The organism is Nocardia sp. NPDC052566, from assembly GCF_044547285.1.
Taxonomy (GTDB): domain Bacteria; phylum Actinomycetota; class Actinomycetes; order Mycobacteriales; family Mycobacteriaceae; genus Nocardia.
On record NZ_JBIUAF010000003.1, the window covers coordinates 1,267,541 to 1,293,504 of the forward strand.

The 25,964-nt window shown below is 66.8% G+C and carries 23 protein-coding genes and 1 rRNA gene; all 24 read left to right on the top strand.

Features of this window, described 5'->3' with window-relative positions:
• Positions 1-2 precede the first annotated feature (2 nt).
• On the top strand, positions 3-1,661 hold the full coding sequence (gene argS / locus ACIG5A_RS19545; RefSeq protein ID WP_397241702.1) for an arginine--tRNA ligase: 1,659 nt from the start codon (positions 3-5) through the stop codon (positions 1,659-1,661).
• Positions 1,662-1,773: 112 nt separating this feature from the next.
• Positions 1,774-3,192: a diaminopimelate decarboxylase gene (lysA, locus tag ACIG5A_RS19550; RefSeq protein ID WP_397241704.1), complete on the top strand. Its 1,419-nt coding sequence runs from the start codon at positions 1,774-1,776 to the stop codon at positions 3,190-3,192.
• On the top strand, positions 3,192-4,544 hold the full coding sequence (locus tag ACIG5A_RS19555) for a homoserine dehydrogenase (protein ID WP_397241706.1): 1,353 nt from the start codon (positions 3,192-3,194) through the stop codon (positions 4,542-4,544). The genes lysA and ACIG5A_RS19555 overlap by 1 nt, the downstream gene beginning before the upstream one ends.
• 74 nt (positions 4,545-4,618) lie before the next feature.
• A complete protein-coding gene (gene thrC, locus ACIG5A_RS19560) occupies positions 4,619-5,686 on the top strand; it encodes a threonine synthase (RefSeq protein ID WP_397241708.1) in 1,068 nt (355 codons plus the stop codon).
• 25 nt (positions 5,687-5,711) lie between these two features.
• On the top strand, positions 5,712-6,644 hold the full coding sequence (thrB, locus tag ACIG5A_RS19565) for a homoserine kinase (RefSeq protein ID WP_397241882.1): 933 nt from the start codon (positions 5,712-5,714) through the stop codon (positions 6,642-6,644).
• A gap of 311 nt (positions 6,645-6,955) precedes the next feature.
• The gene (gene rho, locus ACIG5A_RS19570; protein ID WP_397241710.1) at positions 6,956-9,025 is read left to right on the top strand and encodes a transcription termination factor Rho; all 2,070 of its coding nucleotides are present in this window, start codon (positions 6,956-6,958) and stop codon (positions 9,023-9,025) included.
• Between the two features lie 644 nt (positions 9,026-9,669).
• Positions 9,670-9,900 (top strand): 50S ribosomal protein L31, encoded by a 231-nt coding sequence (rpmE, locus tag ACIG5A_RS19575; protein WP_397241712.1) that lies wholly within the window; start codon positions 9,670-9,672, stop codon positions 9,898-9,900.
• A gap of 81 nt (positions 9,901-9,981) precedes the next feature.
• Positions 9,982-11,052, top strand: coding sequence for a peptide chain release factor 1 (prfA, locus tag ACIG5A_RS19580; RefSeq protein ID WP_397241714.1), 1,071 nt, complete (start codon positions 9,982-9,984; stop codon positions 11,050-11,052).
• A 103-nt stretch (positions 11,053-11,155) separates the two neighbouring features.
• A complete protein-coding gene (gene prmC / locus ACIG5A_RS19585; protein WP_397241716.1) occupies positions 11,156-12,100 on the top strand; it encodes a peptide chain release factor N(5)-glutamine methyltransferase in 945 nt (314 codons plus the stop codon).
• A gap of 329 nt (positions 12,101-12,429) precedes the next feature.
• On the top strand, positions 12,430-13,095 hold the full coding sequence (locus ACIG5A_RS19590) for an L-threonylcarbamoyladenylate synthase (protein WP_397241718.1): 666 nt from the start codon (positions 12,430-12,432) through the stop codon (positions 13,093-13,095).
• A 4-nt stretch (positions 13,096-13,099) separates the two neighbouring features.
• A complete protein-coding gene (locus tag ACIG5A_RS19595) occupies positions 13,100-14,245 on the top strand; it encodes a glycosyltransferase family 4 protein (protein WP_397241720.1) in 1,146 nt (381 codons plus the stop codon).
• Positions 14,246-14,269: 24 nt separating this feature from the next.
• Positions 14,270-14,722 carry a hypothetical protein gene (locus ACIG5A_RS19600; RefSeq protein WP_397241722.1) on the top strand — a complete coding sequence of 151 codons (453 nt, stop codon included), beginning with the start codon at positions 14,270-14,272 and terminating at the stop codon, positions 14,720-14,722.
• Between the two features lie 268 nt (positions 14,723-14,990).
• Positions 14,991-15,839 (top strand): F0F1 ATP synthase subunit A, encoded by an 849-nt coding sequence (gene atpB, locus ACIG5A_RS19605; protein ID WP_397241724.1) that lies wholly within the window; start codon positions 14,991-14,993, stop codon positions 15,837-15,839.
• 76 nt (positions 15,840-15,915) lie between these two features.
• The gene (locus ACIG5A_RS19610) at positions 15,916-16,164 is read left to right on the top strand and encodes an ATP synthase F0 subunit C (protein ID WP_397241726.1); all 249 of its coding nucleotides are present in this window, start codon (positions 15,916-15,918) and stop codon (positions 16,162-16,164) included.
• 5 nt (positions 16,165-16,169) lie between these two features.
• Positions 16,170-16,727, top strand: coding sequence for a F0F1 ATP synthase subunit B (locus ACIG5A_RS19615; protein ID WP_397241728.1), 558 nt, complete (start codon positions 16,170-16,172; stop codon positions 16,725-16,727).
• A 19-nt stretch (positions 16,728-16,746) separates the two neighbouring features.
• A complete protein-coding gene (locus ACIG5A_RS19620; protein WP_397241730.1) occupies positions 16,747-17,556 on the top strand; it encodes a F0F1 ATP synthase subunit delta in 810 nt (269 codons plus the stop codon).
• Positions 17,557-17,608: 52 nt separating this feature from the next.
• Complete coding sequence (gene atpA / locus ACIG5A_RS19625; RefSeq protein WP_397241732.1) at positions 17,609-19,249, top strand: F0F1 ATP synthase subunit alpha; 1,641 nt, start codon at positions 17,609-17,611, stop codon at positions 19,247-19,249.
• A 54-nt stretch (positions 19,250-19,303) separates the two neighbouring features.
• Positions 19,304-20,275, top strand: coding sequence for a F0F1 ATP synthase subunit gamma (locus ACIG5A_RS19630; RefSeq protein WP_397241734.1), 972 nt, complete (start codon positions 19,304-19,306; stop codon positions 20,273-20,275).
• Between the two features lie 22 nt (positions 20,276-20,297).
• A complete protein-coding gene (gene atpD / locus ACIG5A_RS19635; RefSeq protein ID WP_397241736.1) occupies positions 20,298-21,746 on the top strand; it encodes a F0F1 ATP synthase subunit beta in 1,449 nt (482 codons plus the stop codon).
• Between the two features lie 6 nt (positions 21,747-21,752).
• A complete protein-coding gene (locus ACIG5A_RS19640) occupies positions 21,753-22,130 on the top strand; it encodes a F0F1 ATP synthase subunit epsilon (RefSeq protein WP_397241738.1) in 378 nt (125 codons plus the stop codon).
• A gap of 656 nt (positions 22,131-22,786) precedes the next feature.
• Positions 22,787-23,203 (top strand): DUF2550 domain-containing protein, encoded by a 417-nt coding sequence (locus tag ACIG5A_RS19645; protein ID WP_397241884.1) that lies wholly within the window; start codon positions 22,787-22,789, stop codon positions 23,201-23,203.
• 120 nt (positions 23,204-23,323) lie between these two features.
• Positions 23,324-23,905, top strand: coding sequence for a cob(I)yrinic acid a,c-diamide adenosyltransferase (locus ACIG5A_RS19650; protein WP_397241740.1), 582 nt, complete (start codon positions 23,324-23,326; stop codon positions 23,903-23,905).
• 279 nt (positions 23,906-24,184) lie between these two features.
• Positions 24,185-25,444, top strand: coding sequence for a UDP-N-acetylglucosamine 1-carboxyvinyltransferase (gene murA / locus ACIG5A_RS19655; protein ID WP_397241742.1), 1,260 nt, complete (start codon positions 24,185-24,187; stop codon positions 25,442-25,444).
• 449 nt (positions 25,445-25,893) lie between these two features.
• Positions 25,894-25,964: ribosomal RNA gene (locus ACIG5A_RS19660) — 16S ribosomal RNA — on the top strand; the annotation flags it as partial.

A 25,964-nucleotide genomic window follows, 5' to 3' on the forward strand; every position in this document is an offset into this window, starting at 1 on the left:
TCGTGACTCCAGCTGACCTTGCAGATCTCCTTCGTGCGACCGCGGCGAAGGTGCTTGTCGAACGCGGACTCGACGCTTCAGTCCTGCCCGACCAGGTCAACGTGGAGCGACCCCGTAATCCGGAACACGGTGACTATGCCACGAATGTAGCGCTGCAGGTGGGTAAGCGGGCAGGGGCGAATTCGCGGGAATTGGCGGGCTGGCTCGCCGATGCGCTGAGCGCGGCCGAGGGGATCGATACCGCCGAGGTCGCCGGGCCCGGCTTCTTGAACATCCGGCTGGCGAAGGCCGCGCAGGGCGCGATCCTGGAGCAGGTCGTCGCGGCGGGTGCGCGCTTCGGTAGCGGTGACGCGCTGGACGGCACCCGGATCAATCTCGAGTTCGTCTCCGCCAACCCGACCGGTCCGGTGCATCTGGGCGGCACCCGCTGGGCCGCGGTCGGCGACGCGCTCGGCCGGATCCTGGCCGCGCAGGGCGCCGAGGTGGTGCGCGAGTACTACTTCAACGATCAGGGCGCGCAGATCGACCGGTTCGCGAGGTCGCTGGTGGCCGCCGCGATCGGCGAGCCGACCCCCGCCGACGGCTACGCGGGCGACTACATCGGCGAGATCACCGGGAAGATCGTCGCCGCGCATCCCGAGGCGCCCGCGCTGCCCGAGGATCAGCGGCTCGAGCTGTTCCGTGCCGAGGGCGTCGAGCTGATGTTCGCCGAGATCAGGAAGTCGCTGCACGAGTTCGGCACCGATTTCGACGTGTACTTCAACGAGAGTTCGCTGTTCGAGTCCGGCGCGGTCGAGCAGGCCGTGACCAAGCTCAAGGATTCCGGCGATCTGTACGAGAAGGACGGCGCCTGGTGGATCGCCAGCTCCGAATACGGTGACGACCAGGACCGCGTCGTCATCAAGAGCGACGGCAACGCCGCCTACATCGCGGGCGATATCGCGTACTTCCAGAACAAGCGCTCGCGCGGTTTCGACCTGTGCATCTACATGCTCGGCGCCGACCATCACGGCTACATCGGCCGTTTGAAGGCCGCCGCCGCCGCGTTCGGCGACGATCCGGCGACCGTCGAGGTGCTCATCGGCCAGATGGTCAACCTCGTCAAAGACGGTGCGGCCGTGAAGATGAGCAAGCGGGCCGGCACCGTGGTGACCCTCGACGACCTGGTCGAGTCCATCGGCGTCGATGCCTCGCGCTACTCACTGGTGCGTTCGTCGGTGAACTCGAGCATCGATATCGATCTGAACCTGTGGACCAGCCAGAGCAACGAAAACCCGGTCTACTACGTGCAATACGCGCACGCGCGCACCGCATCGATCGGGCGCAACGCCGCCGAATTCGAATACGATTCGGTGACACCGGATCTCGCGCTGCTCACGGCGGACGAAGAGGGTGAGCTGATCCGCACGATCGGCGAGTACCCGCGCGCGGTGGCCAGCGCGGCGAGCCTGCGTGAACCGCATCGCATCGCCCGCTACCTGGAGGAATTGGCGGGTACCTACCACCGGTTCCAGACCAACAAGAACCTGCGTGTGCTGCCGCTCGGCGACGAGCCGGTCAGCCCGACGAACGCCGCCAGGCTGGTGCTGGTCAACGCCACCCGTCAGGTGCTGGCCAACGGCCTGGCCCTGCTGGGTGTCAGCGCGCCGGAGCGCATGTGAACGACGGCGAACTATCCACCGCGACACCGGCGTTCACAGCGCCGGGCGTGGTACTGCACGAATTCGAGATCAGCGGCGCGGGGGCCGCGGTGATGAAGGGAACAGAGGAACGATGAGCGCGCACCCCGCGGGTCCACGGCATGCCGAGATCCCGCACGCCCCGAATCTGGCGCAGCGGCCGAGCGATCCGCAGGAGATGATCGACCTACCTGCGCATGTGTGGCCGCGCAACGCCTCTCGCGACGCCGACGGTGTCGTGCACCTGGCCGGTGTGCCGGTGCACGAGCTGGCCGCGCAGTTCGGCACCCCGCTGTTCGTCGTGGACGAGGACGACTTCCGTTCCCGCTGCCGCGATATGGTGCGCGCCTTCGGGTCGAATGCCCGAGTCCACTACGCCTCCAAGGCTTTCCTGTGCGGTGAGATCGCGCGCTGGATCCGCGACGAGGGCCTTTCGCTGGACGTGTGCTCCGGCGGCGAGCTGGCCATCGCGTTGCACGCGGGCTTCCCTGCCGAGCGAATCGCGTTGCACGGCAATAACAAATCGGCCGTGGAGCTGGAGGCCGCGGTGGCCGCCGGCGTCGGCCACGTGGTGGTCGACTCGCTGATCGAGATCGAGCGGCTCGAGGCGATCGCGGGCCGCGCCGGTGTGGTGCAGGACGTGCTGGTGCGCGTCACCGTCGGCGTGGAAGCCCATACCCACGAATACATTTCGACCGCGCACGAGGATCAGAAGTTCGGCTTCTCGATCGCGGGCGGCGATGCCATGGAGGCGCTCGCGCGCGTCTTCGAGGCCGACAACCTGCGCCTGGTAGGCCTGCACAGCCACATCGGCTCGCAGATCTTCGAGATCGATGGCTTCGAGATCGCCGCGCGCCGGATGCTGCGCCTGCTGCACGACGCCATCGACAAGTTCGGCGTCGAGCGCACCGCGCAGATCTCGACCCTGGATCTCGGTGGCGGCCTTGGTATTTCGTACCTGCCGAGCGACGACGCGCCGCCGCTGGACGATTTCGCCGCCAAGATCGGCGACCTGGTCGCCACGGAGGCCGCGCAGATCGGCCTGCCCCAACCGAAGATCGCGGTGGAGCCGGGCCGGGCCATCGCCGGTCCCGGCACGGTCACCCTGTACGAGGTCGGCACCATCAAGGATGTCTCGCTCGACGGTGGCCTGCGCCGCCGCTACGTGAGCGTCGACGGCGGCATGAGCGACAACATCCGTCCCGCGCTGTACCAGGCCGATTACGACTGCCGCCTGGTCTCGCGGTCCTCGGATGCCGAGCCCGTGGTCGCCCGCGTGGTCGGAAAGCATTGCGAGAGCGGCGATATCGTCATCCGCGACACTTGGATGCCCGCCGATGTCGGCCCCGGTGATCTGGTCGCGGTCGCCGCGACGGGTGCGTACTGCTATTCGATGTCGAGCCGATACAACCAATTGACTCGGCCGGCCGTGGTCGCGGTCAAGGATGGCGAACCGCGCCTCATCTTGCGCCGGGAAACGGTGGAAGACCTGCTCAGCTTGGAGGTTAAGTGATGACGAACGCGAAGAACGGTATCTGGGGAACCGATCATCCGATCGGCGTCGCGGTTCTCGGTATGGGCACGGTCGGCACCGAGGTGGTGCGCGTACTGCGCGAGCACGCCGATGACCTGCGTGCCCGCGTCGGCGCACCGGTGGTGCTGCGCGGTGTCGCGGTGCGCAATCTGGCCGTCGACCGCGGCATCCCCGCCGACCTGCTGACCACCGACGCCGACGCGCTCGTCACCCGCGACGATGTCGACCTCGTCGTCGAGGTGATGGGCGGCATCGATCCGGCGCGCGCGCTGATCCTGTCCGCGCTCAACGCGGGCAAATCCGTGGTGACCGCGAACAAGGCGCTGCTTGCCGACTACACCGGCGAATTGGCCGCGGCCGCCGAGCGCAACCGCGCCGACCTGTACTTCGAGGCCGCCGTCGCGGGCGCCATCCCGGTGGTCCGCCCGCTGATCCAGTCGCTGTCCGGCGATCGGGTGAATCGGGTGGTCGGCATCGTCAACGGCACCACCAACTTCATCCTCTCCGCGATGGACGAGACCGGCGCCGACTACGAGCTGACGCTGAAGGAGGCCACCCGCCTCGGTTACGCGGAGGCCGATCCGACCGCCGACGTGGAGGGCTACGACGCCGCCGCCAAGGCCGCGATCCTGGCCTCGCTGGCGTTCCACACCCGGGTGACCGCCGCCGATGTGTACCGCGAGGGCATTTCCAAGATCAGCGCCGAGGATCTGGAGACCGCGTCCGCGGTGAACTGCACGGTCAAGCTGCTCGCCATCTGCGAGCGCGTCGCCGCCGGTCCCGGCGAGCCCGGTCCCGAAGAGGGCGGCAAGGAGCGCGTCTCGGTGCGCGTCTACCCCGCGCTGATCCCGCGCAAACACCCGCTCGCCGCCGTCAACGGCGCGTTCAACGCGGTGGTCGTCGAGGCGGAGAACGCGGGACGCCTGATGTTCTACGGCCAGGGGGCGGGCGGCGCACCGACCGCCTCCGCGGTGCTCGGCGATCTGGTGATGGCCGCGCGCAACAAGTTCTACGGTGGCCGGGCTCCGGGCGAATCGGTTTATGCTGAGCTACCGATCGCGCCGATCGGCGATACGCCCACCCGCTATCACGTGAACCTGCAGGTCGCCGACCGTCCAGGTGTGCTGGCCAAGGTCGCGGGCGAATTCGCCAAGCACGAGGTGAGCATCTCGACCGTCCGCCAAGAGGGTCACGGTACGGGCGCTCGCCTGGTCGTGGTTACCCACCACGCCGTGGAGTCGGCGCTCGCGGATACCGTCGCCGCCCTGGCGGAGATGGAGTCCGTCACATCCGTGACCAGTGTTCTCAGATTGGAAGGCACCGAAGAATGACTACGGCATCGCGTAGCGATTCCTCGAGGGGTGGTGGCCGGGTGGCGGGTGGGCCTACTGGTGTGCAACCGCAGGTGGGGGTGCATTCCCGCTGGCCAGGTCTGATCGCGGCGTACCGCGATCGGCTGGCGGGTGCGGCCGAGTGGGAGCCGGTCACCCTGTTCGAGGGCGGCACTCCGCTGGTGCCCGCGCCGCATCTGTCCGAGCTCACCGGGTGCGAGGTGTACCTGAAGGTCGAGGGCGCGAACCCGACGGGTTCGTTCAAGGACCGCGGCATGACGATGGCGATGACCGACGCCAAGTACCGCGGCCAGAAGGCGGTGCTGTGCGCCTCCACCGGCAACACCTCGGCATCGGCCGCCGCCTACGCGACCCGCGCGGGCATGGAGTGCGCGGTGCTGATCCCGCAGGGCAAGATCGCGATGGGCAAGCTGGCCCAGGCCGTCATGCTCGGCGCGAAGATCATCCAGGTGGACGGCAACTTCGACGACTGCCTCGAGCTGGCGCGCAAGGTGACCGCGGAATTCCCCAGCGTCGGCCTGGTGAACTCGGTGAACCCGGCCCGCATCGAGGGCCAGAAGACCGCGTCGTTCGAGATCTGCGATGTGCTCGGCAAGGCGCCCGATGTGCACGCGCTCCCGGTGGGCAACGCGGGCAACATCACCGCGTACTGGCGCGGCTATCGCGAGTACCACGCCGACGGCATCACCACCTCGCTGCCGCGCATGCTCGGCGTGCAGGCCGCCGGTGCGGCGCCGCTGGTCAACGGCGCTCCGGTGAAGGATCCGGAGACCATCGCGACCGCCATCCGGATCGGCGCGCCCGCGTCGTGGAACGGTGCGATGGAGGCCAAGGAGCAGTCCGGCGGCGCCTTCCGCGCCGCCACCGACGAGGAGATCCTCGCGGCGTACCGCTTGGTCGCGGCTACCGAGGGTGTCTTCGTCGAGCCCGCCTCGGCGGCCAGCGTGGCAGGCGTGCTCGCCGCGCGCAAGGAGGGCTGGCTGGATTCCGGGCTCACCGTGGTGTGCACCGTGACCGGCAACGGTCTCAAGGATCCGGACACCGCGCTGCTCGGCATGCCGCAGGTGCAGGCGATCGCGGTCGATCCGATCGCCGTGGCGCACGAGCTGAAGCTGGCCTGAGTTGAATTCGCGTGATAGCCAATTGATGTCGCGGACGCTGCCCGCCGGTCTCACCGTGACCGCGCGGGTGCCCGCGTCCACCGCGAATCTCGGCCCCGGCTTCGATTCGCTCGGTATGGCTTTGGGCATCTACGACGAGATCGAGGTGCGCACCACCGATTCCGGGCTCACCATCCGGGTCGAGGGGGAGGGCGCCGACGACGTGCCTTGGGGCCCTTCGCATCTCGTGGTTCGTGCGATCGAGCGCGGCCTGGAGTCGGCGGGCGCCTGGGCCGATGGCCTCGATGTGGTGTGCCGCAACGCGATTCCGCATTCGCGAGGACTCGGATCGTCGGCCTCGGCCGTGGTCGGCGGCCTGGCGGCCGGTTGTGCCCTTGCGGCGCAGCTCGATCCAGCGCTGGCCACCGACAGCGCCCACCTGGTGCAGCTCGCCTCGGAATTCGAGGGTCACCCGGACAACGCGGCCGCCAGCGTGCTCGGCGGCATCGTGGTGTCCTGGACCGAGACCGAGGTGGCGGCCGACCACGCGCGCGCCTATCGCGCCGTGCGGCTCGAACCGCATCCGGAGCTGCGACCTGTCGTGCTGATCCCCGAGGAACGCTCCGCCACCGCGCACACCAGGGGTTTGTTGCCCGAGTCGGTGCCGCACGGCGACGCGGCGTTCAACGTCAGCCGCGCCGCGCTCGCGGTGGTCGCGCTGACCCAGCGGCCCGATCTGCTGCTGCCCGCGACCGCGGACCGGCTGCACCAGACCCAGCGCGCACCCGCGCTGCCGCTGACCACCGCGTGGATCGAGCGGCTGCGCGCGGCCGGTATCCCGGCCACCGTTTCCGGTGCAGGCCCGACCGTGCTCGCGCTGTGTACCAGCGATTTTCCGGCGGAACTCCGCGAAATCGCGACCGTGGACGGCCTTCGGGTGATCGAGCCCGGAGTGGCAGAAGGCGTCATCACCTACTGACGGCGCGTCTGCCTTGCCGAGATTCCCAATAGCCAGCTATCCTGAGCGAGTCCGTACATCGTGCGCATCAGACGCCGGTGCTTCATCAGGGCAATCGCTCCAGCAGGCTCCAGGCTCGAGCCTCCAGGCCATGGGGGTGCTGCGTAGCTGCGCAACTGGAATGATCTCTCCCACCTTTCACTACCGGTGGCGAAGCCGCCGGTTCCGGCGGGGCAGGTGATACGGCAGAAACCGAGTCCGGCAGAATGCCCGGACTGCGGGACGAAACCCTCGAAACAGCACACGGCAATCGAGGGAAGGAAAGGATTTCCGTGACAGATACGGACCTGCTCGCGACACCCGGGGTGGATTCCAACCCAACGACCACGGGCGGCCGCGAAAGTGAATCCGGACAGATTTCGAAGATGAGCGAACAAACCGACGTCGCACGATCGGGGCTGACTGGAATGTTGTTGCCGCAGTTGCGCGCGCTCGCGGGGGAGCTCGGTATCCGAGGCACCTCTGGAATGCGCAAGGGCGATTTGATCGCCGCCATCAAGGAAAATCAGGCCGGAAAGCCGACGGCGAAGGCGGCCGAATCTGCCGCACCGTCCGTGAAGCCGGAAAAGGCTCAGGACACCCCGCCCGCGCGGGCCGAGCAGGCGACCCTCGATGTCACGCCGCAGGCCGCCGCTCCGGCGAAAGAGGCTGTCGCCGAGTCCGTTCCGGCCACCGCGTCCGCTCCCGCCGAGACCTCGTCCGGCGCGTCCGCCACGACCGAGACCACCGAGGAGTCGGGTCGCGAGGCGGGTCAGCGTGGCCGTGGCAGGCAGCGTCGCGGCCGTGACCAGGCGCGTTCCGGCGGCGGCGAGGCCGCTCCCGCCGAGGCGCGTGGTGACGAGCCGAAGCAGGATGCCGAACAGGGCGAGCGTCGGCGCGAGCGTAACCAGGGCGAGCGCAATCAAGGTGAGCGCAACCAGGGCGAGCGCAACCAGGGCGAGCGCAACCAGGGCGAGCGCGGCCAGGGTGAGCGCGGCCAGGGTGAGCGCAATCAGGGCGACCGCAACCAGAGCCAGAACGGCAACGGCAACGCGGGCAACCGCGGTGAGGGCCGTGGCGACGGTGGTCGCGGCGGCGACGACGAAGAGGGCGGTCGTGGCAGGCGGGGTCGCCGGTTCCGTGAGCGTCGTCGTGGGCGTGACCGCGAGGGCGGCGCCGCCGGTGGCGAGGCGCGCGAGCTCGAGATCCGCGAGGACGACGTGCTGCAGCCGGTCGCGGGCATCCTCGACGTGCTGGACAACTACGCGTTCGTCCGCACCTCGGGCTACCTGGCCGGACCGAACGACGTCTACGTCTCGATGAACCTGGTCCGCAAGAACGGCCTGCGCCGCGGTGACGCGATCACCGGTGCGGTGCGCGCGCCGCGCGACGGCGAGCAGAGCAACCAGCGGCAGAAGTTCGATCCGCTGGTGCGCCTGGACACCGTCAACGGCGGCGACGTCGAGGCGGCCAAGCGGCGTCCCGAGTTCAGCAAGCTGACCCCGCTCTACCCGAATCAGCGCCTGCGGCTGGAGACCCAGCCGAACAAGCTGACCACCCGGGTGATCGATCTGATCATGCCGATCGGCAAGGGCCAGCGCGCACTGATCGTTTCGCCGCCGAAGGCCGGTAAGACGACGATCATGCAGGACATCGCGAACGCCATCGCGACCAACAACCCCGAGTGCTACCTCATGGTCGTGCTGGTCGACGAGCGTCCCGAAGAGGTCACCGACATGCAGCGTTCGGTGAAGGGTGAGGTCATCGCCTCCACCTTCGACCGGCCGCCGTCAGACCACACCTCGGTCGCCGAGCTCGCCATCGAGCGTGCCAAGCGCCTGGTGGAGATGGGCAAAGACGTTGTGGTGCTGCTCGATTCGATCACCCGATTGGGTCGTGCGTACAACAACTCCTCGCCTGCCTCGGGCCGCATCCTCTCCGGTGGTGTCGACTCGACCGCGCTGTACCCGCCCAAGCGGTTCCTCGGCGCGGCGCGCAACATCGAGAACGGTGGCTCGCTCACCATCATCGCGACCGCGATGGTGGAGACCGGCTCCACCGGTGACACGGTCATCTTCGAGGAGTTCAAGGGCACCGGCAATGCCGAGCTCAAGCTGGACCGCAAGATCGCGGAACGGCGCGTGTTCCCGGCGGTGGACGTCAACCCGTCCGGTACCCGCAAGGACGAGCTACTGCTCAGCCCCGACGAGGCGGCGGTGCTGCACAAGCTGCGGCGCGTACTGTCCGGCCTGGATTCGCATCAGGCGATCGATCTGCTGATCGACCGTCTGAAGAAGTCCAAGAACAACCTCGAGTTCCTGATGCAGGTCAGCAAGACCGCACCGGGCGCGCTCGACGAGTAGCGAGAACACACGAACAGCCGAAGGGGCTCCGCCGACGCGGGGTCCCTTCGGCGGTTGCGGGCTGAAGAAGGCGAGTCCGACTGCCGCGGCGCCGATGATCAGGAAGCCGAGGATCAGCGCGGTCGATCCCGCACCGCCGGATGCGGTCGAAACCGCATGCGCGGAGCTGTAATACGTCGTTTCCGGCGCCGCGTAGGCCGGGCGATCGGGTACGGCAAGCCAGCCCGCCGCGACAGTGAGAACCAGGCCCACGATGATCGCCAGGGCGACCTTGGTGTTCATGGGTTTCTCCTTCCTGTCTCGGCACGCCGATGTGCCCGCGTTGCTTCAGGATCCAAACTCTATGAACGATGCTGTTCGTGTTCCTGAGTAGCGGACTACCTGTGTCTTATTGCGGCCGCGAACGGTCGCTCGTAAGACTCGCTCTGGACGGGGTGCGCAATGCTTTGGCGGGTTGCGGCGCCGCGCGGCGTTGTGTTCACGTGGGGAACAAACCGCGCGGCGGGGGCGTTTTGGGAGCGTAACGGCTGGTCTGGCATACTGAACGGTCGTTGCGTCTGCTCAACTAGCAGACCTCCCGCCTAAGTCGGCTCCGGTTCACGTCCAGACAGGACGACCCGGCGGCCAATATCGAGAGGACACCCATGAAGGCAGGAATTCACCCGACGTATGTCGACACCACGGTCGTCTGTGGTTGCGGCAACACCTTCCAGACTCGCAGCACCAAGGAGTCGGGACACATCACCGTCGAGGTCTGCTCGCAGTGCCACCCGTTCTACACCGGCAAGCAGAAGATCCTCGACACCGGTGGCCGCGTGGCCCGCTTCGAGGCTCGCTACGGCAAGCGTGCCGGCAAGAACGCCGACGCCAAGTAGCTTCCTCGCCGACGCCCGGTCCTGCATCGCAGGCCGGGCGTCGGTGCTTTGTATGGGTCCGGAGCAAGAGAAGGAAGCACAGTGACGCAACCGTCCGCGATCGACGACATTCTGGCCGAGTACGCCGGTCTGGAAATGCAGCTTGCCGATCCGGCGCTGCACAATGACGCGGGCGCCGCGCGCCGGGTCGGCAAGAGATTCGCCGAGCTGGCCCCGGTGATGGCCACCTACAACAAGCTCAAGTCCGCGCAGGACGATCTGTCCGCCGCGCGCGAACTCGCGGCCGACGATGCCGCCTTCGCCGCCGAGGTGCCCGATCTGGAAGAGCAGGTCGAGCAGCTGGAGCAGACGCTGGCCGACCTGCTGGCCCCGCGTGATCCGCACGACGGCGACGATGTGGTGCTCGAGGTGAAATCCGGTGAGGGCGGCGAGGAATCGGCGCTGTTCGCCTCCGATCTGGCCCGTATGTACGTGCGCTACGCCGAACGGCACGGCTGGAAGGTCGAGGTGCTCGGCGTCACCGTCTCCGATCTGGGCGGCTACAAGGATGCGACGCTGTCGATCAAGAGCCGCGACGCCGCGCGCGACGGAGTCTGGTCGCGCCTGAAGTTCGAGGGCGGTGTGCATCGCGTGCAGCGCGTTCCCGTCACCGAATCGCAGGGGCGCATCCACACCTCCGCGGCGGGCGTGCTGATCTATCCGGAACCCGACGAGGTCGAGGAGGTGCAGATCGACGAGACCGATCTGCGCATCGACGTCTACCGCTCCTCCGGTAAGGGCGGTCAGGGCGTCAACACCACCGACTCCGCGGTCCGCATCACCCACCTACCGTCCGGCATCGTGGTGACCTGCCAGAACGAGCGTTCTCAGCTGCAGAACAAGGCGCGCGCCATGCAGGTGCTCGCCGCCAGGCTGCAGGCGCTGGCCGAGGAGCAGGCCGATCAGGAGGCCGCCGCCGGGCGCGCAAGCCAGATCCGCACGGTCGACCGCTCCGAGCGCATCCGCACCTACAACTTCCCGGAGAACCGCATCGCCGACCACCGCATCGGCTTCAAGGCGCACAACCTGGACGCCGTCCTCGACGGCGATATGGACGCGCTGCTCGACGCACTGGGCAAAGCGGACCGCGAAGCGCGCATGGCCGCAGAGTAACGCGGAATGGCTTCGAAAACGGATCGACTGATTTGGTGGGTACATGGGTAGCTCGTCGGGCACGCCCAAAAATCAAGGGGGCACCCAACCGTCGGATCGGAACGTGACCGACGGGGTACCGACGACCGGCAAAAGTCGCGGAGGGGCGGGCGAGCCCCGAATTGCATTGCGCCCGGCGCTGAATGAGGCGGTCGAGACGTTGCGGGCGGCTGGGGTGCACAGCCCGCGCGCCGACGCCGAGCAGCTCGCCGCGCACCTGCTCGGCATCGAGCGCGGCAGGCTCATGCTGGTGCCGATGGTCGAGCCGGAGCTGCTCGCGGCGTTCCGCGCGCTGATCGACCAACGCGCGCGCCGCATTCCGCTGCAGCACCTGACCGGCCTCGCCGCGATGGGGGAGATCGACCTCGCGGTCGGCCCCGGCGTCTTCGTGCCGCGCCCGGAGACGGAGCTGCTGTTCGCCTGGGCGCTGGCCCATCTGGAGACGCTGCCGCACGATCACGCGCCGGTGGTCGTCGACCTGTGCACCGGCTCCGGCGCGCTGGCCCTGGCGGTCGCGCACGCCCGCCCGGATGCCGAGGTCCATGCGGTCGAGCTCGATCCGGAGGCGCTGAAATGGGCCCGCCGTAATGCCGATGACCGCATCGAGGCGGGCGATACCGCGATCACCCTGCACGCCGCCGACGTCACCGACTCGGCGCTGCTGGCCGAGCTGATCGGCCGCGTCGACGTGGTGCTGTCCAATCCGCCCTACATCCCGGCCGGTGCGGAGCTGGAACCCGAAGTGTCCCACCATGATCCGCACCTGGCCCTGTTCAGCGGTGCGGACGGCCTCGACGTCATCCGCGCGATGGTCCCCACCATCGCCCGCCTGCTGCGCCCCGGCGGCGCCACCGCCATCGAACACGACGACACCAACGGGTCGAGTCTCGCCGCGCTGCTCATGAACCGCGGCGAATTCGACGAGGTGGTGGAACACCCTGATCTGGCGGGCAAACCACGCTTCGTCACGGCCCGTCGTACGCGTGCCGACGGACGCGCGTCGGCCTGACCGCGGCCGCTGCCCAGCCACCGTTGTCGACCCTGGCGAACGCGCGTCCGGCAGCGATCTCGCGCAATCCTCGTCGGTCTGCAAACAGCGCGACGAAACGCCGCTTCGCACTCATGCAGGAGCCCGGCACTGTTGCATGGGTCTGTGCGCATTCCGCGACGGATCACACCGTCATGCCAAGGCGACAACTGATTTCGAGAGCACATGGGTAACTCACCGGGGACCGGCCAACTTGCCCACCTGGGAATCCGCCTGCCGCGTGCACGACAGCAGTGGCACCTGGGTCTGGCCTGAAAACCCGGGGAGGCGGGGGAGCTAAGCTGTGGGCCGTGAGTACCGTCTACGACTGCGCGGATCCCGACTCGCGCGCCGCGGGACTGTCCGCAGCGACGAGTGCCCTGAAATCGGGGCGGCTGGTGGTGCTGCCGACGGACACGCTGTACGGCCTGGCCGTCGACGCGTTCGATTCGACGGCGGTGAGCTCGCTGCTCGCGGCCAAGCGCCGCGGACGGGATATGCCCGTGCCCGTGCTCGTCGGATCCTGGCACACCATCGATGGCCTGGTGTTCTCGGTGCGCCCGCAGGCGCGCGAGCTCATCAGGGCGTTCTGGCCTGGTGGCCTGAGTCTTGTTGTGCAGCAAGCGCCTTCGCTCGCCTGGGATCTCGGTGACACGCGCGGGACGGTGATGCTGCGGATGCCGCTGCACCCGGTCGCGCTCGAGCTGCTCCGTGAGGTCGGCCCGCTCGCGGTGTCCAGCGCCAACGTTTCGGGGCAGCCGCCCGCCAAGACCGCCGCCGAGGCCCGCGATCAGCTCGGCGACCTCGTCGGGGTGTACCTCGACGGCGGTCCTGCCGAACATGCCGTCGCGTCCACGATCGTCGACCTGACCGCCGATCAGCCGCGGGTGTTGCGCGAGGGCGCGGTGCCCATCGCCGATATCGCCGAGGTGCTCGGTATGTCCCCGGAGGCGCTGAGCAGCGCCCCGGCGCGGTGACTGCATGGGTTCAGTTGTCCCCTTGCGCGAGCTGCTGCTCGTGCTCCTCATCTCGGCGACGGTAACGTTCCTCGCCACCGGGGGGATTCGCGTGCTCGCCATCGCGTTCGGCGCCGTCGCGGTGCCGCGCGAGCGCGACGTGCACGTCAAACCGATTCCGCGGATGGGCGGTGTCGGCATGTATGTCGGCGTGGTCGCCGCCGTGCTGTTCGCGCACCAATTGCCCGCGCTGCGGCGCGGATTCGACTATGCGCCCGATATTCCGGCGGTGCTGGTCGCGGCGACGCTGATCGTGCTCGTCGGCATCGTCGACGACCGCTGGGGTCTCGACGCGCTCACCAAATTCGCCGGCCAGGTCACCGCGGCCGGAGTGATGGCGGTGATGGGGCTGAGCTGGTACGTCATCTACAACCCGTTCACCGACAGCACCGTGGTGCTCGATGCGCTCTCGGGCGGTCTGGTCACCGTCGGGATCACCGTCACCCTGGTCAACGCGATGAATTTCGTCGACGGCCTGGACGGTCTCGCGGCCGGGCTCGGTTTCATCTGCGCGGGCGCGGTCTTCGTATTCTCGGTCGGCCTGCTCTATGACCAGGGCGGCTCGGTGGACACATATCCGCCCGCGTTGCTTGCCGCCGCGCTGGCCGGTGCGTGTCTCGGCTTCTTGCCGCACAATTTCCAGCCCGCCCGAATTTTCATGGGCGACTCCGGTTCCATGCTCATCGGGTTGATGCTCGCCGCGGTGTCGACCGGTGCGTCGGGCCGAATTCCGTTGCAGGGGTACGGGGGGCGCGACATCGTCGGTCTGCTCTCGCCGCTGCTGCTCGTCGGCGCGGTGATGTTCATTCCGGTGCTCGATCTGTTGCTCGCCATCGTGCGTCGCGTGCGTGCGGGAGTGAGTTTTTCGACTCCGGACAAAATGCACTTACATCACCGGTTGTTGCAGATCGGACATTCGCACCGGCGCGTGGTTCTGCTCATCTATTTGTGGGTCGGCGTGCTCGCGTTCGGCGCGGTCGGCAGCTCGCTGATGGATTGGCGCGTCGTGGTGCTGTCGATGGCGGGCGGCCTGGTCTTCGCCCTCGTGGTGACCGCGATTCCAGGCATGCGCCGGGAGCAGCCCGTCAGTGACGGATCGTCGCCCGGGTAAAGGCCCAAGGTAAAGTCGGGACCCGTGACCTTCGAGCCCACCCCTGTCCCCGGTCCCGACGCACCGCTGCGTTCCGCGCTGCGCTACGGCTTGATCGGCCTGGCCGTGCTGGTGGTGCTCGCGGTGGCGATCGGGTCCGCCGTGTCCGGTTTGTCGGGCCTCTGGGGTGCGCTCATCGGCGCCGCGATCGGCGGCGGGTTCATCCTCACCACGGCGGCCGTCGTGTTGTTCGGCGCGAAGCTGCCGCCGACCACTGCGGGCCTGGTCATGCTGGTCAGCTGGGTCGGCAAGATGCTGGTGGCGTTGATCGTGATCGCGGTGCTCAACCGGTTCGATTTCTACGACCGGGTCGTGCTGTTCCTTACCGTGGTCGGCGCGCTGTTGATCGTGCTCGGCGCGGAGACGTACGGCGTTCTGCGCCAGAAGGTTCCGTACGTGACGACCCCCGCGGGCGACGCCGATCGAACCGGAGAGTAACCCCGATTCTTCCCCCACCTACACAGCGTCGTAGATAACTTGGTAAAGTGTTGGTAAGCAAGCGACCAAGCAACCCGAGCACCGACGCGAGGGGGGATCACCGCGATCCTGTTACCGGCCGCTATGCTTACTGCCGTGCCGGGCTCTGAGGGGTTCCGGTTCTGCATGTCGACGATGTCGCCGACACACGTACAGACGCCAATGGCGCGAGCGCCGCACAGCTGCTGACGAAATTCGAGCCGACCTGAGTCGACCAAATTGATCGTCAATGTCCGATCGAACCGTGGGAACGACCGAACCCACGGCCCGAACACGGGAGAGAACGCTGAGCGTCACCACTATGGCGGGCGAGTTCCACGCGCCATCGCTGTCCGACTTCTTCCCTCCATCGGTGCTGATCCATGCAGGGCCGTTCGAGCTCGATCGTTTGATGCTCATCCGCATCCTCATGACGGCAGTTCTGGTCGCGTTCATGCTTGTCGCATTCCGGAGCCCCCGCATTGTCCCGCGCGGTCTGCAGAACATCGCCGAATCCGGTTTGGTGTTCGTCAAGGAGCAGATTTGCGACGAGGTCCTTGGTAAGGAATCCGGCCGCAAGTACTTTCCGCTGATCGCGACCATCTTCTTCACCGTCCTCTTTCTGAACTTCTCCGGTGTCATTCCGGGGTTGAACATCTCGTCGAACGCCCGAATCGGCATGCCGCTGGTGCTGGCCGTACTCGCCTACATCACGTTCAACTACGTGGGCATCAAGAAGTACGGATTCCTCACCTACATGCGCAGCAGCATCGTGGTCCCGAATGTTCCGCCCCTGCTGCACGTGCTGCTGATCCCGATCGAGTTCATCTCGACCTTTGTACTGCGTCCGTTCACGCTGACGGTCCGACTCATGGCGAACATGCTTGCCGGTCACATCATGCTGGTGCTCTTCTTCAGCGCGACCTGGTTCTTCCTGTTCGACGCCACCGCGTGGATGAAGGTGTTCTCCCCGTTCTCGCTGCTCGCGGGACTCGGATTCACCCTCTTCGAACTGCTGGTCATCTTCCTGCAGGCCTACGTGTTTGCACTGCTGACCGCCGTGTACATCGGACTCGCGCAGCACGCTGCCGATCACTGACCCGACCGAAACAACTACCGGAAACCTGCTACATCGGCCGACCGGCAGATGAGCAACAGAAAGGGAAATGGAACTCATGAGCCTCGCGTACCTGGCCCAGGAAGCCGCCACCAACAGCGACAAGATCAAGGGTTATGGCGCCATCGGCTATGGTCTGGCGGCCATCGGCCCCGGCATCGGCGTCGGCATCGTCGTCGGTAAGGCCATCGAGGGCATTGCCCGTCAGCCCGAGCTGTCCGGCCAGATCCGGACCAACATGTTCCTCGGTATCGCGTTCACCGAGGCGCTCGCGCTCATCGGTCTCGTCGCCGGCTTCATCTTCTGATTCCGATGAACGAGTTCTCTGTACTCGCGTCGGGCGGAGAGGATGTGAATCCTCTTGTCCCCGAGATCTACGACATCGTTTGGTCGGTGGTCTGCATTGCGATCATCGGCGTGCTGTTCTACAAGTACGTCATTCCTCGTCTGATGAAGGTGCTCGACGAGCGCTCCGAGAAGATCGAGGGCGGCATCCAGCGTGCCGAGGCCGCACAGGAAGAGGCACAGCTCACGCTGCAGCAGTACCAGCAGCAGCTTGCCGACGCCCGGCTCGAGGCGGCTCGCATCCGTGAGGACGCACGTACCCAGGGGCAGCAGATCCTCGCGCAGATGCGCGCGGAGGCCCAGGCCGAAAGCGACCGCATCGTCGCCGCGGGCCACACCCAGCTGGAAGCCCAGCGCCAGCAGATCCTGACCGAACTGCGTTCCGAGGTCGGCCGCACGGCCGTCGATTTGGCCGAAAAGGTTATCGGACAGTCGGTTTCGGACGAAGCTAAGCAGGCGGCTTCGATCGAGCGCTTCCTGAGCGAACTCGACGAGTCGAATGCAGGCATCGGGGTCGGAAGGTAGCGACGCGAAAGTGAGAAGCATGTACGCAGCGAGCCGCGAGGCACGCTCCCGGTCACGGGAGGCGCTTCGCGCGGCCCTGACCGGAAGCGACAGTGTGGCCGCCACGACGGGGTCGGAACTGTTCGCCGTAGTCGCCGTGTTGGACGACCAGCGTTCGCTGCGTGTTGCGCTCGCGGACGTGTCGGTGCCCGGCTCGGTGCGCGCCGAGCTCAGTGAGCGGGTCTTCGGCGGCAAGGTCAGCCCCGCCTCCCTGGCGGTGCTGACCACGGCCGTCGCCCAGGACTGGTCCAGGACCAGCGACCTGGTCGACACCCTGGTGTTGCTCGGACAGGAAGCGTTGCTGGAGTCGGCGGCCGACAGCGGCCGGCTCGACGCGGTCGAGGACGAGCTGTTCCGGCTGGGCCGGATCATCGGCGACAACCCCGACCTGGAACAGGCGCTGGCGGATCGCGCGAAGTCGGCCTCGGCCAAGCGCGAACTGATCGGCGGCCTGCTGGCAGGCAAGACCGAAACCATCACCCAGACCCTCGCGGAGCAGGTGGTGTCCAGGCAGAAGGCCGGCGTCGGAGTTGCCTTCGACGAACTGTCCGACCTGGCGGCGGCCCGTCGCGAGCAGATCGTCGCGCATGTGCGCGCCGCGATCGCGTTGACGCCGCAGCAGCGCGAGCGGCTGGCCGCTTCGCTGCAGCGCATCTACGGCAAGCAGGTCACCGTGCACGTGCAGGTCGACCCGACTCTGCTGAGCGGGCTGGTCGTGCACATCGGTGACGATGTGATCGACGGCAGCGCCATCGGCCGACTGGAGCGGCTGCGCAGGGCACTGGCCTAGCGCGCAACCCAGACCCCCCGACATTCGAGACCAGAGCGAGAGCAGGAAAAACATGGCGGAGCTGACGATCTCCTCCGACGAGATCCGTAGCGCGATCGAGAGCTACACCCAGAGCTACACCCCCGAAACCTCCATCGAAGAAGTGGGTGTCGTCACCGACACCAGCGACGGCATCGCGCACGTCTCCGGCCTGCCCTCGGCGATGGCCAACGAGCTGCTCGAGTTCCCGGGCGGCGTGCTCGGCGTCGCGCTGAACCTCGAGGACCGCGAGATCGGCGCCGTCATCCTCGGCGAGTACGCCAGCCTCGAAGAGGGCCAGGAGGTCCGGCGGACGGGCGATGTGCTCTCGGTGCCGGTCGGCGACAAGTTCCTCGGCCGCGTCGTGAACCCGCTCGGCCAGCCGATCGACGGTCTCGGCGAGATCGAGGCCGACGAGCAGCGCGTGCTCGAGCTGCAGGCCGCGACCGTGCTGGAGCGTCAGCCGGTCGAGGAGCCGCTGGCCACCGGCATCACCGCCATCGACGCGCTGACCGCGATCGGCCGTGGCCAGCGTCAGCTGGTCATCGGCGACCGCAAGACCGGCAAGACCGCGGTCTGCATCGACGCCATCCTGAACCAGAAGGCGGCCTGGGAGACCGGCGACCCGACGAAGCAGGTCCGCTGCATCTACGTCGCCATCGGCCAGAAGGGCTCCACCATCGCGGGCGTGAAGGCCGCGCTGGAGGCGCACGGTGCGCTGGAGTACACCACAATCGTCGCGGCCCCCGCGTCCGACTCCGCCGGCTTCAAATGGCTTGCGCCCTACACCGGTTCGGCCATCGGCCAGCACTGGATGTACCAGGGCAAGCACGTCCTGATCGTGTTCGACGACCTGACCAAGCAGGCCGAGGCCTACCGCGCCATCTCGCTGCTGCTGCGCCGCCCGCCGGGCCGCGAGGCGTACCCGGGTGACGTCTTCTACCTGCACTCGCGTCTGCTGGAGCGCTGCGCCAAGCTGTCCGACGAGATGGGCGCGGGCTCGATGACCGGTCTGCCGATCATCGAGACCAAGGCCAACGACATCTCGGCGTTCATCCCGACCAACGTCATCTCCATCACCGACGGCCAGGTCTTCCTCGAGTCCGACCTGTTCAACAAGGGCGTCCGCCCGGCGATCAACGTCGGTACCTCGGTCTCCCGTGTCGGTGGCGCCGCCCAGACCAAGGCCATGAAGAAGGTCGCCGGTTCGCTGCGTCTGGAAATGGCGCAGTTCCGCGAGCTGGAGGCGTTCTCCGCCTTCGCCTCCGACCTCGATGCCGCGTCGCTGGCGCAGCTCGAGCGTGGCGCCCGCTGGGTCGAGCTGCTCAAGCAGGATCAGTACTCGCCGGTCGCGGTCGAGGACCAGATCGTCTCGATCTACCTGGTCGACGCCGGCTTCTACGACACGGTTCCGGTCGGCGACATCCGGCGCTTCAACCGCGAGCTGCTCGAGGACCTGCACCGCACCGCGCAGGGCGCGTTCGACGCGCTGCAGGGCGGCAGCAAGCCGCTCGACGGTGAGGCCGCGGAGCAGATTCGCAGCGCCACCGACAAGTTCAAGCACGGCTTCCTCGCCTCCGACGGCAGCCGCGTGGTGAACGAGGCGGCCGCGGGCGAGCTGGACCACGAAGAGGTCGAGTCGCTGTCGGTCACCCGCAAGCACGTCGAGAAGTAGGCGCGGGTCCGCTGATGCGTTTTCCGAATCTGGCGAATGAAGGGAGGGTGACCGATGGCAAGCTTGCGTGAGTTGCGCTCCCGCATTCGTGGTGTGAATTCGATCAAGAAGATCACCAAGGCCCAAGAGCTGATCGCGACTTCGCGAATCTCCAAGGCCCAGGCCAGGGTTGCGGCCGCCAAGCCGTACGCCGAAGAGATCACCAAGGTGCTCGGGGAGCTGGCGAGTGCCTCGACCAGCCTCGCGCACCCGCTGCTGACCGAGCGGGCGAACCCGCGCCGCGCCGCCGTGCTGGTGATCACCAGTGACAGCGGTATGGCCGGTGGCTACAACTCCAACGTGCTCAAGCGCGCCGAAGAGCTGATGACCACGCTGCGCGGCGAGGGCAAGGAGCCGGTGCTGTACGTGATGGGCAAGAAGGGCCTCACGTATTACACCTTCCGCAACCGGCCGCTGGTCGGTTCGTGGCTCGGCTTCTCGCAGCAGCCGAAGTACAGCGACGCCTCGGAGGCATGCCACCACCTGGTGGACAGCTTCATGGCTGGTTCCGATGGTGAGGTGCCGACGCCCGGTGGCTCGGACACCATCGCCGGCGTCGATGAGCTGCATATTGTCTACACCCGTTTCGTATCGATGTTGACGCAGACCCCGGAGGTGCGCCGCCTGGCGCCGATTCAGGTGAGCTTCGTCGACGAAAAATTCGATATGGGCGAGGACATCGTGACCGACTCGCCTACGGCACAGGTCACGGCGCAGTACGAATTCGAGCCCGACGCCGATCGGCTGCTTGCGGCGCTGTTGCCCAAGTACATCAATACGCGTATCTACGCGTCGTTGCTCGAGGCAGCGGCATCCGAGTCCGCGGCTCGGCGCACCGCAATGAAGGCCGCCACCGATAACGCGAACGAACTCGCCAGTGTGCTTCAGCGCGAGGCGAACTCGGTGCGTCAGGCCCAGATCACGCAGGAAATCAGCGAAATCGTCGGCGGCGTCAACGCGCTGGCGTCGAGCTCGGACCGCGACTAAGCGCAGGAAGAGAACCCAACCAATGACCGCAGCTGTCTCTCAAGACAACACGAGCCGGACCGGCGCCGCCGCAGGCCGCGTCGTCCGGGTCATCGGCCCCGTCGTGGACGTCGAGTTCCCGCGCGGCTCGATCCCAGAGCTCTTCAACGCTCTGCACGCCGAGATCGCCCTGGCCTCGGTGGCCAAGACCCTGACGCTCGAGGTCGCCCAGCACCTCGGCGACGGCATCGTGCGCACCATCTCGATGCAGCCGACCGACGGCCTGGTCCGTGGCGCCACCGTCACCGACTCGGGCAAGCCGATCTCGGTGCCCGTCGGTGACGTCGTCAAGGGCCACGTCTTCAACGCCCTTGGCGACTGCCTCGACACCCCCGGCCTCGGCCGCGACGGCGAGCAGTGGGGCATCCACCGCAAGCCCCCGAGCTTCGATCAGCTCGAAGGCAAGACCGAGATCCTGGAGACGGGCATCAAGGTCATCGACCTGCTGACCCCGTACGTGAAGGGCGGCAAGATCGGTCTGTTCGGTGGTGCCGGTGTCGGCAAGACCGTGCTCATCCAGGAGATGATCACCCGTATCGCGCGTGAGTTCTCCGGCACCTCGGTGTTCGCCGGCGTCGGCGAGCGCACCCGTGAGGGCACCGACCTCCGCCTGGAAATGGAAGAGATGGGCGTCCTCCCGGACACCGCCCTCGTCTTCGGCCAGATGGACGAGCCGCCGGGCACCCGTATGCGCGTCGCGCTCTCGGCCCTGACCATGGCCGAGTACTTCCGCGACGTGCAGCACCAGGACGTGCTGCTGTTCATCGACAACATCTTCCGCTTCACCCAGGCCGGTTCCGAGGTCTCGACCCTGCTGGGTCGTATGCCCTCCGCCGTGGGTTACCAGCCGACGCTGGCGGACGAGATGGGTGAGCTCCAGGAGCGCATCACCTCGACCCGTGGCCGCTCGATCACCTCGCTGCAGGCGATCTACGTGCCCGCCGACGACTACACCGACCCGGCGCCGGCCACCACCTTCGCCCACCTGGACGCGACGACCGAGCTTTCCCGCCCGATCTCGCAGAAGGGCATCTACCCGGCCGTCGACCCGCTGACCTCGACCTCTCGTATCCTCGAGGCTTCGATCGTCGGCGACCGGCACTTCGCGGTGGCGAACGAGGTCAAGCGAATCCTGCAGAAGTACAAGGAACTTCAGGACATCATCGCCATCCTCGGCATGGACGAGCTCTCCGAAGAGGACAAGGTCCTCGTCGGTCGCGCCCGTCGTCTGGAGAAGTTCCTCGGCCAGAACTTCATCGTGGCCGAGAAGTTCACCGGTCAGGTGGGCTCGGTTGTGCCGCTGGAGCAGACCATCGACGACTTCGACCGGGTCTGCAAGGGCGAGTTCGACCACTTCCCGGAGCAGGCGTTCAACTCCTGCGGTGGTCTCGACGACGTCGAGGCGGCCGCGAAGAAGATCGCCGGAAAGTAGTCACCAATGGCGGAAATGTCAGTTGATCTCGTCGCTGTCGAGCGACTGCTCTGGTCCGGCCAGGCGTCGTTCGTCAGTGCGCAGACCACCGAGGGGCAGATCGGCATCATGCCGGGCCACGAGCCACTGCTCGGCCAGCTGGTCGAGGGCGGCATCGTGAGCATCGTGCCGACCGAGGGCGAGCGCATCGTCGCCGCGGTGCACGGTGGCTTCTTCTCGGTCACCGCGACCACGGTCCGCGTCCTGGCCGAGTCCGCGGAGTTCGCGGCCGAGGTCGACGTCGAGGCGGCCCGCGCCGTGCTCGCCAACGAGGATGCTTCCGAAGAGGAGCAGAAGGCGGCACAGGCTCAGGTGCGCGCGGTCGAGGCCAACGCGGAGGTCTAGCGCTTTTCAGCCGTTCAGAAAGCCGGTCATTCTTCTGGAATGACCGGCTTTTCTGTATTTGCCGATCTTTTCGCGTGGAAGGAACTGAGTGCGGTAGTTCGGGTGTGTCATGTGCTTGTCTCGATTTGGTGGGCAAGTGCAGAAATGGCGCCTCTATTCTTCTTGTGATTCCGGTTCGGCCTTGTGGAGTGGTTCCGCGCCCTTCTGTGTTGCACTGGCGCGGGCACTCAACGATGCAGCTCAGGCATGGTATGGACGCGTTGACGGGTCTCGGGGCTTGCTCTGCTGTGTCGGACGATCGGGAACCGGCGCGGCGGGTGTTGCCCACGATTCGGGCCGACTGTCGTGCCGCGGAAGCATATTTCGGCGAGTCGGCAATTCCGATGTCTGTTCCGGTATGCGCGTATTTCGATCGCTGCCAAGCTCGAGATTTCCCGGCGGCCGTTCGTGGATCTGCCACCCGGATCCGGCGGCGCACCCCGATGGGGACGGTGGGGGCCTGCCCGCCGACGACGGCGGTCCGACCGCCCGAACGGGTTCGTTTGCTCATGACATGGCTGCGCCGTTTGTAAACTCGGGTCCATGGTTGAATGACCGAACGGCGGTGTGGACGACACGGCGGCGAAGCGAAGGGACGTACGGCATTGCAGACCGGGATGGTTCTCCTGATCATTCTGGTGCTCACGCTCGTGTTCCTGGCGCTGGCCTCGACCTATCGGCTGATCATGCTGCGCCGCGGCGGCACCGCCGCCATCCTGCGCGTACTGCCCGCACGCGGGGGACAGGGCTGGCGGCACGGGCTGATTCGGTACGACGAGGACCGGATGGTCTTCTTCAAGTTATCCAGCCTCAAACTCGGCCCCGATTCCACGATCCGGCGCCAGGGCATCGAGATCGGTGATCGTCGCGGTCCGCGCGGCGACGAATACGACATCATGACCGACGAGATCGCGGTGATCGGAGTGTCCGATACCGACGGCCGCTTCGAGCTCGCCCTCGACCGCGGTTCGCTGGCGGCATTCCTGTCCTGGGTCGAATCCCGCCCGTCGGACCGCACCCGACGGATGCGCTGATACCGGATCCGATCGTCACGTGATCAGGGCTAGGGTGGTGGCCGTGAGCGAGCGGAGCGAGCGAACCATGTCACAGCACGCCACGGGCGCGACGGAGCCGAGCGTCAGCGAGGCGCAGTCGTGAACGTTCATCTGACGCGGATCTACACGCGAACCGGCGATGACGGGACCACCGGTCTCAGCGATTTCTCCCGGGTGGCGAAGACCGATCCGCGGCTGATTGCGTACGCGGACTGCGATGAGGCGAACGCCGCCATCGGCGTCGCGATCGCGCTCGGGCAGCCCGCACCGGAAATTCTGACGGTGCTGCGGCAGGTGCAGAACGATCTGTTCGATGCGGGCGCCGATCTGTCGACGCCCGTGGTCGAGGAGCCGAAGTATCCGCCGCTGCGGATCACCCAGCCCTACATCGACCGGCTCGAGGCCTGGTGCGATGAATTCAATGCCGAACTGCCCGCACTGAATTCGTTCATCCTGCCCGGCGGCACCCCGCTGGCCGCACTGCTGCACACCGCGCGTACGGTGTCCCGTCGCGCCGAACGGTCGGCCTGGGCGGCGATCGATGCGCATCCCGACGACACCAGCGTGCTCCCGGCCAAGTATCTGAACCGGCTGTCGGACCTGCTGTTCATCCTGAGCCGAGTCGCCAACCCGGGCGGCGATGTGTTGTGGGTGCCAGGCGGCGGCCGGAGCACAACATGAGATCTCTTTCCGACAACCGGGCAACTGATTTCGTGAGCACATGGGTAACTCGTCGGGTACGCCCAAAACCCAGTCACGATGACACCGCCGGCCGCCGACGCAAAACTCGTGGCACCCAGGTCTGGCCTGAAGTCCGCGGGGAGGCGGGGGAGCGTGAAATCGTGAGTACCTGGGTAACACTGACTGGGGATCTGCCTAACTAAGCTGGCTCGCGTACCGCGCGGCCACGCCCCAACTATCCTTGCACGCAACGGTGCGCCGAATACGCGGAGAGGCGGCATGGAACGGTTTTTGGTTACTGGCGGGAATCGACTCGTCGGTGAAGTCGCTGTGGGGGGAGCTAAGAACAGCGTCCTCAAGCTGATGGCCGCTGCCCTGCTGGCAGAGGGCACCACGACCATCACCAACTGCCCGGACATCCTCGATGTTCCGCTGATGGGCGATGTGCTGCGCGGCCTCGGCTGCGATGTGGTGATCGACGGGAGCGTCGTCACCATCACGACGCCCGCCGAGCCGAAGTACCACGCGGACTTTCCCGCGGTGACGCAGTTCCGCGCGTCGGTGTGCGTGCTCGGTCCGCTGATGGCGCGGTGCAAGCGCGCGGTCGTCGCGCTGCCCGGTGGTGACGCGATCGGTTCGCGTCCGCTGGATATGCATCAGGCCGGTCTGCGCCTGCTCGGCGCGACCAGCGAGATCGAGCACGGTTGCGTCGTCGCCAAGGCCGACGAGCTGCAGGGCGCGCGGATCCGGCTGGACTTCCCCTCGGTCGGTGCCACCGAGAACATCCTCATGGCGGCCGTGCTCGCGCAGGGGGAGACGGTGATCGATAACGCCGCGCGCGAACCCGACATCGTCGATCTGTGCAACATGCTGGTGCGGATGGGTGCGCGGATCAGCGGCGCGGGTACCTCGGTGCTCACCATTCAGGGCGTCGAGCAGTTGTCGCCGACCACGCACCGGGTGATCGGCGACCGCATCGTCGCCGCGACCTGGGGCATCGCCGCCGCGATGACGATGGGCGACGTGCGGGTGACCGGTGTGAACCCGAAGCATCTCTCGCTGGTGCTGGACAAGCTGCGTTCCGCGGGCGCGCGTATCTCGTTCGAGCAGGACGGCTTCCGCGTCGTGCAGGCCGAGCGTCCGCGCGCGGTGAACTTCTCCACCTTGCCTTTCCCCGGCTTCCCGACCGATCTGCAGCCGATGGCCATCGGGCTCGCGGCGATCGCCGACGGCACCTCGATGATCACCGAGAACATCTTCGAGGCGCGGTTCCGTTTCGTGGAGGAGATGATTCGGCTCGGCGCCGATGCGCGGACCGATGGGCATCACGCGGTGGTGCGCGGTATTCCGCGTTTGTCGAGTGCGCCGGTGTGGTCGTCCGATATTCGGGCCGGCGCCGGTTTGGTACTCGCCGGTCTGGTCGCGGACGGGGTGACCGAAGTACACGACGTGTTCCACATCGACCGCGGTTACCCGAATTTCGTCGAGCAGCTGCAGGCTTTGGGCGGCTTGGTGGAGCGGGTCGGCGCGGCAGATTGATCTCCGGTTTCCGAAAAACGTTCCTGACCAGCCGATTTGACATCGTGCACACCGCCACGTAACTTTATTCGAGTCAGAGCGACACGGACACCGACCCGGAGCCGAGAGGCCAGGGACACGAGGTAGTACGAGGAGCGCCTGACGCTCACACTAGCTCAACGAGACCCCGATTTTGATCTGGGATCACTGCTGAGCTAAGCTTGAAAAGTTGCCTCACCGATCAACCGGGCGAAAGCTCGTGAGATGGTGTGTGCGTGTGTTCTTTGAGAACTCAATAGTGTGTCGATGAATGTCAGTGCCAATTATTTATTGGTTCTAGCCTCTCATACCCCCGTGTGTAGAGGTTGGACATTTTAGTCAGCAAATCTTTTTGCTGGCGTTTTGTTTTGCCAAGGTTTTCGGACTCTGGTTAATTCTTCTGATTGCGCCTTCGGGCGAGTCAAGAGTCTTCAACGGAGAGTTTGATCCTGGCTCAGGACGAACGCTGGCGGCGTGCTTAACACATGCAAGTCGAGCGGTA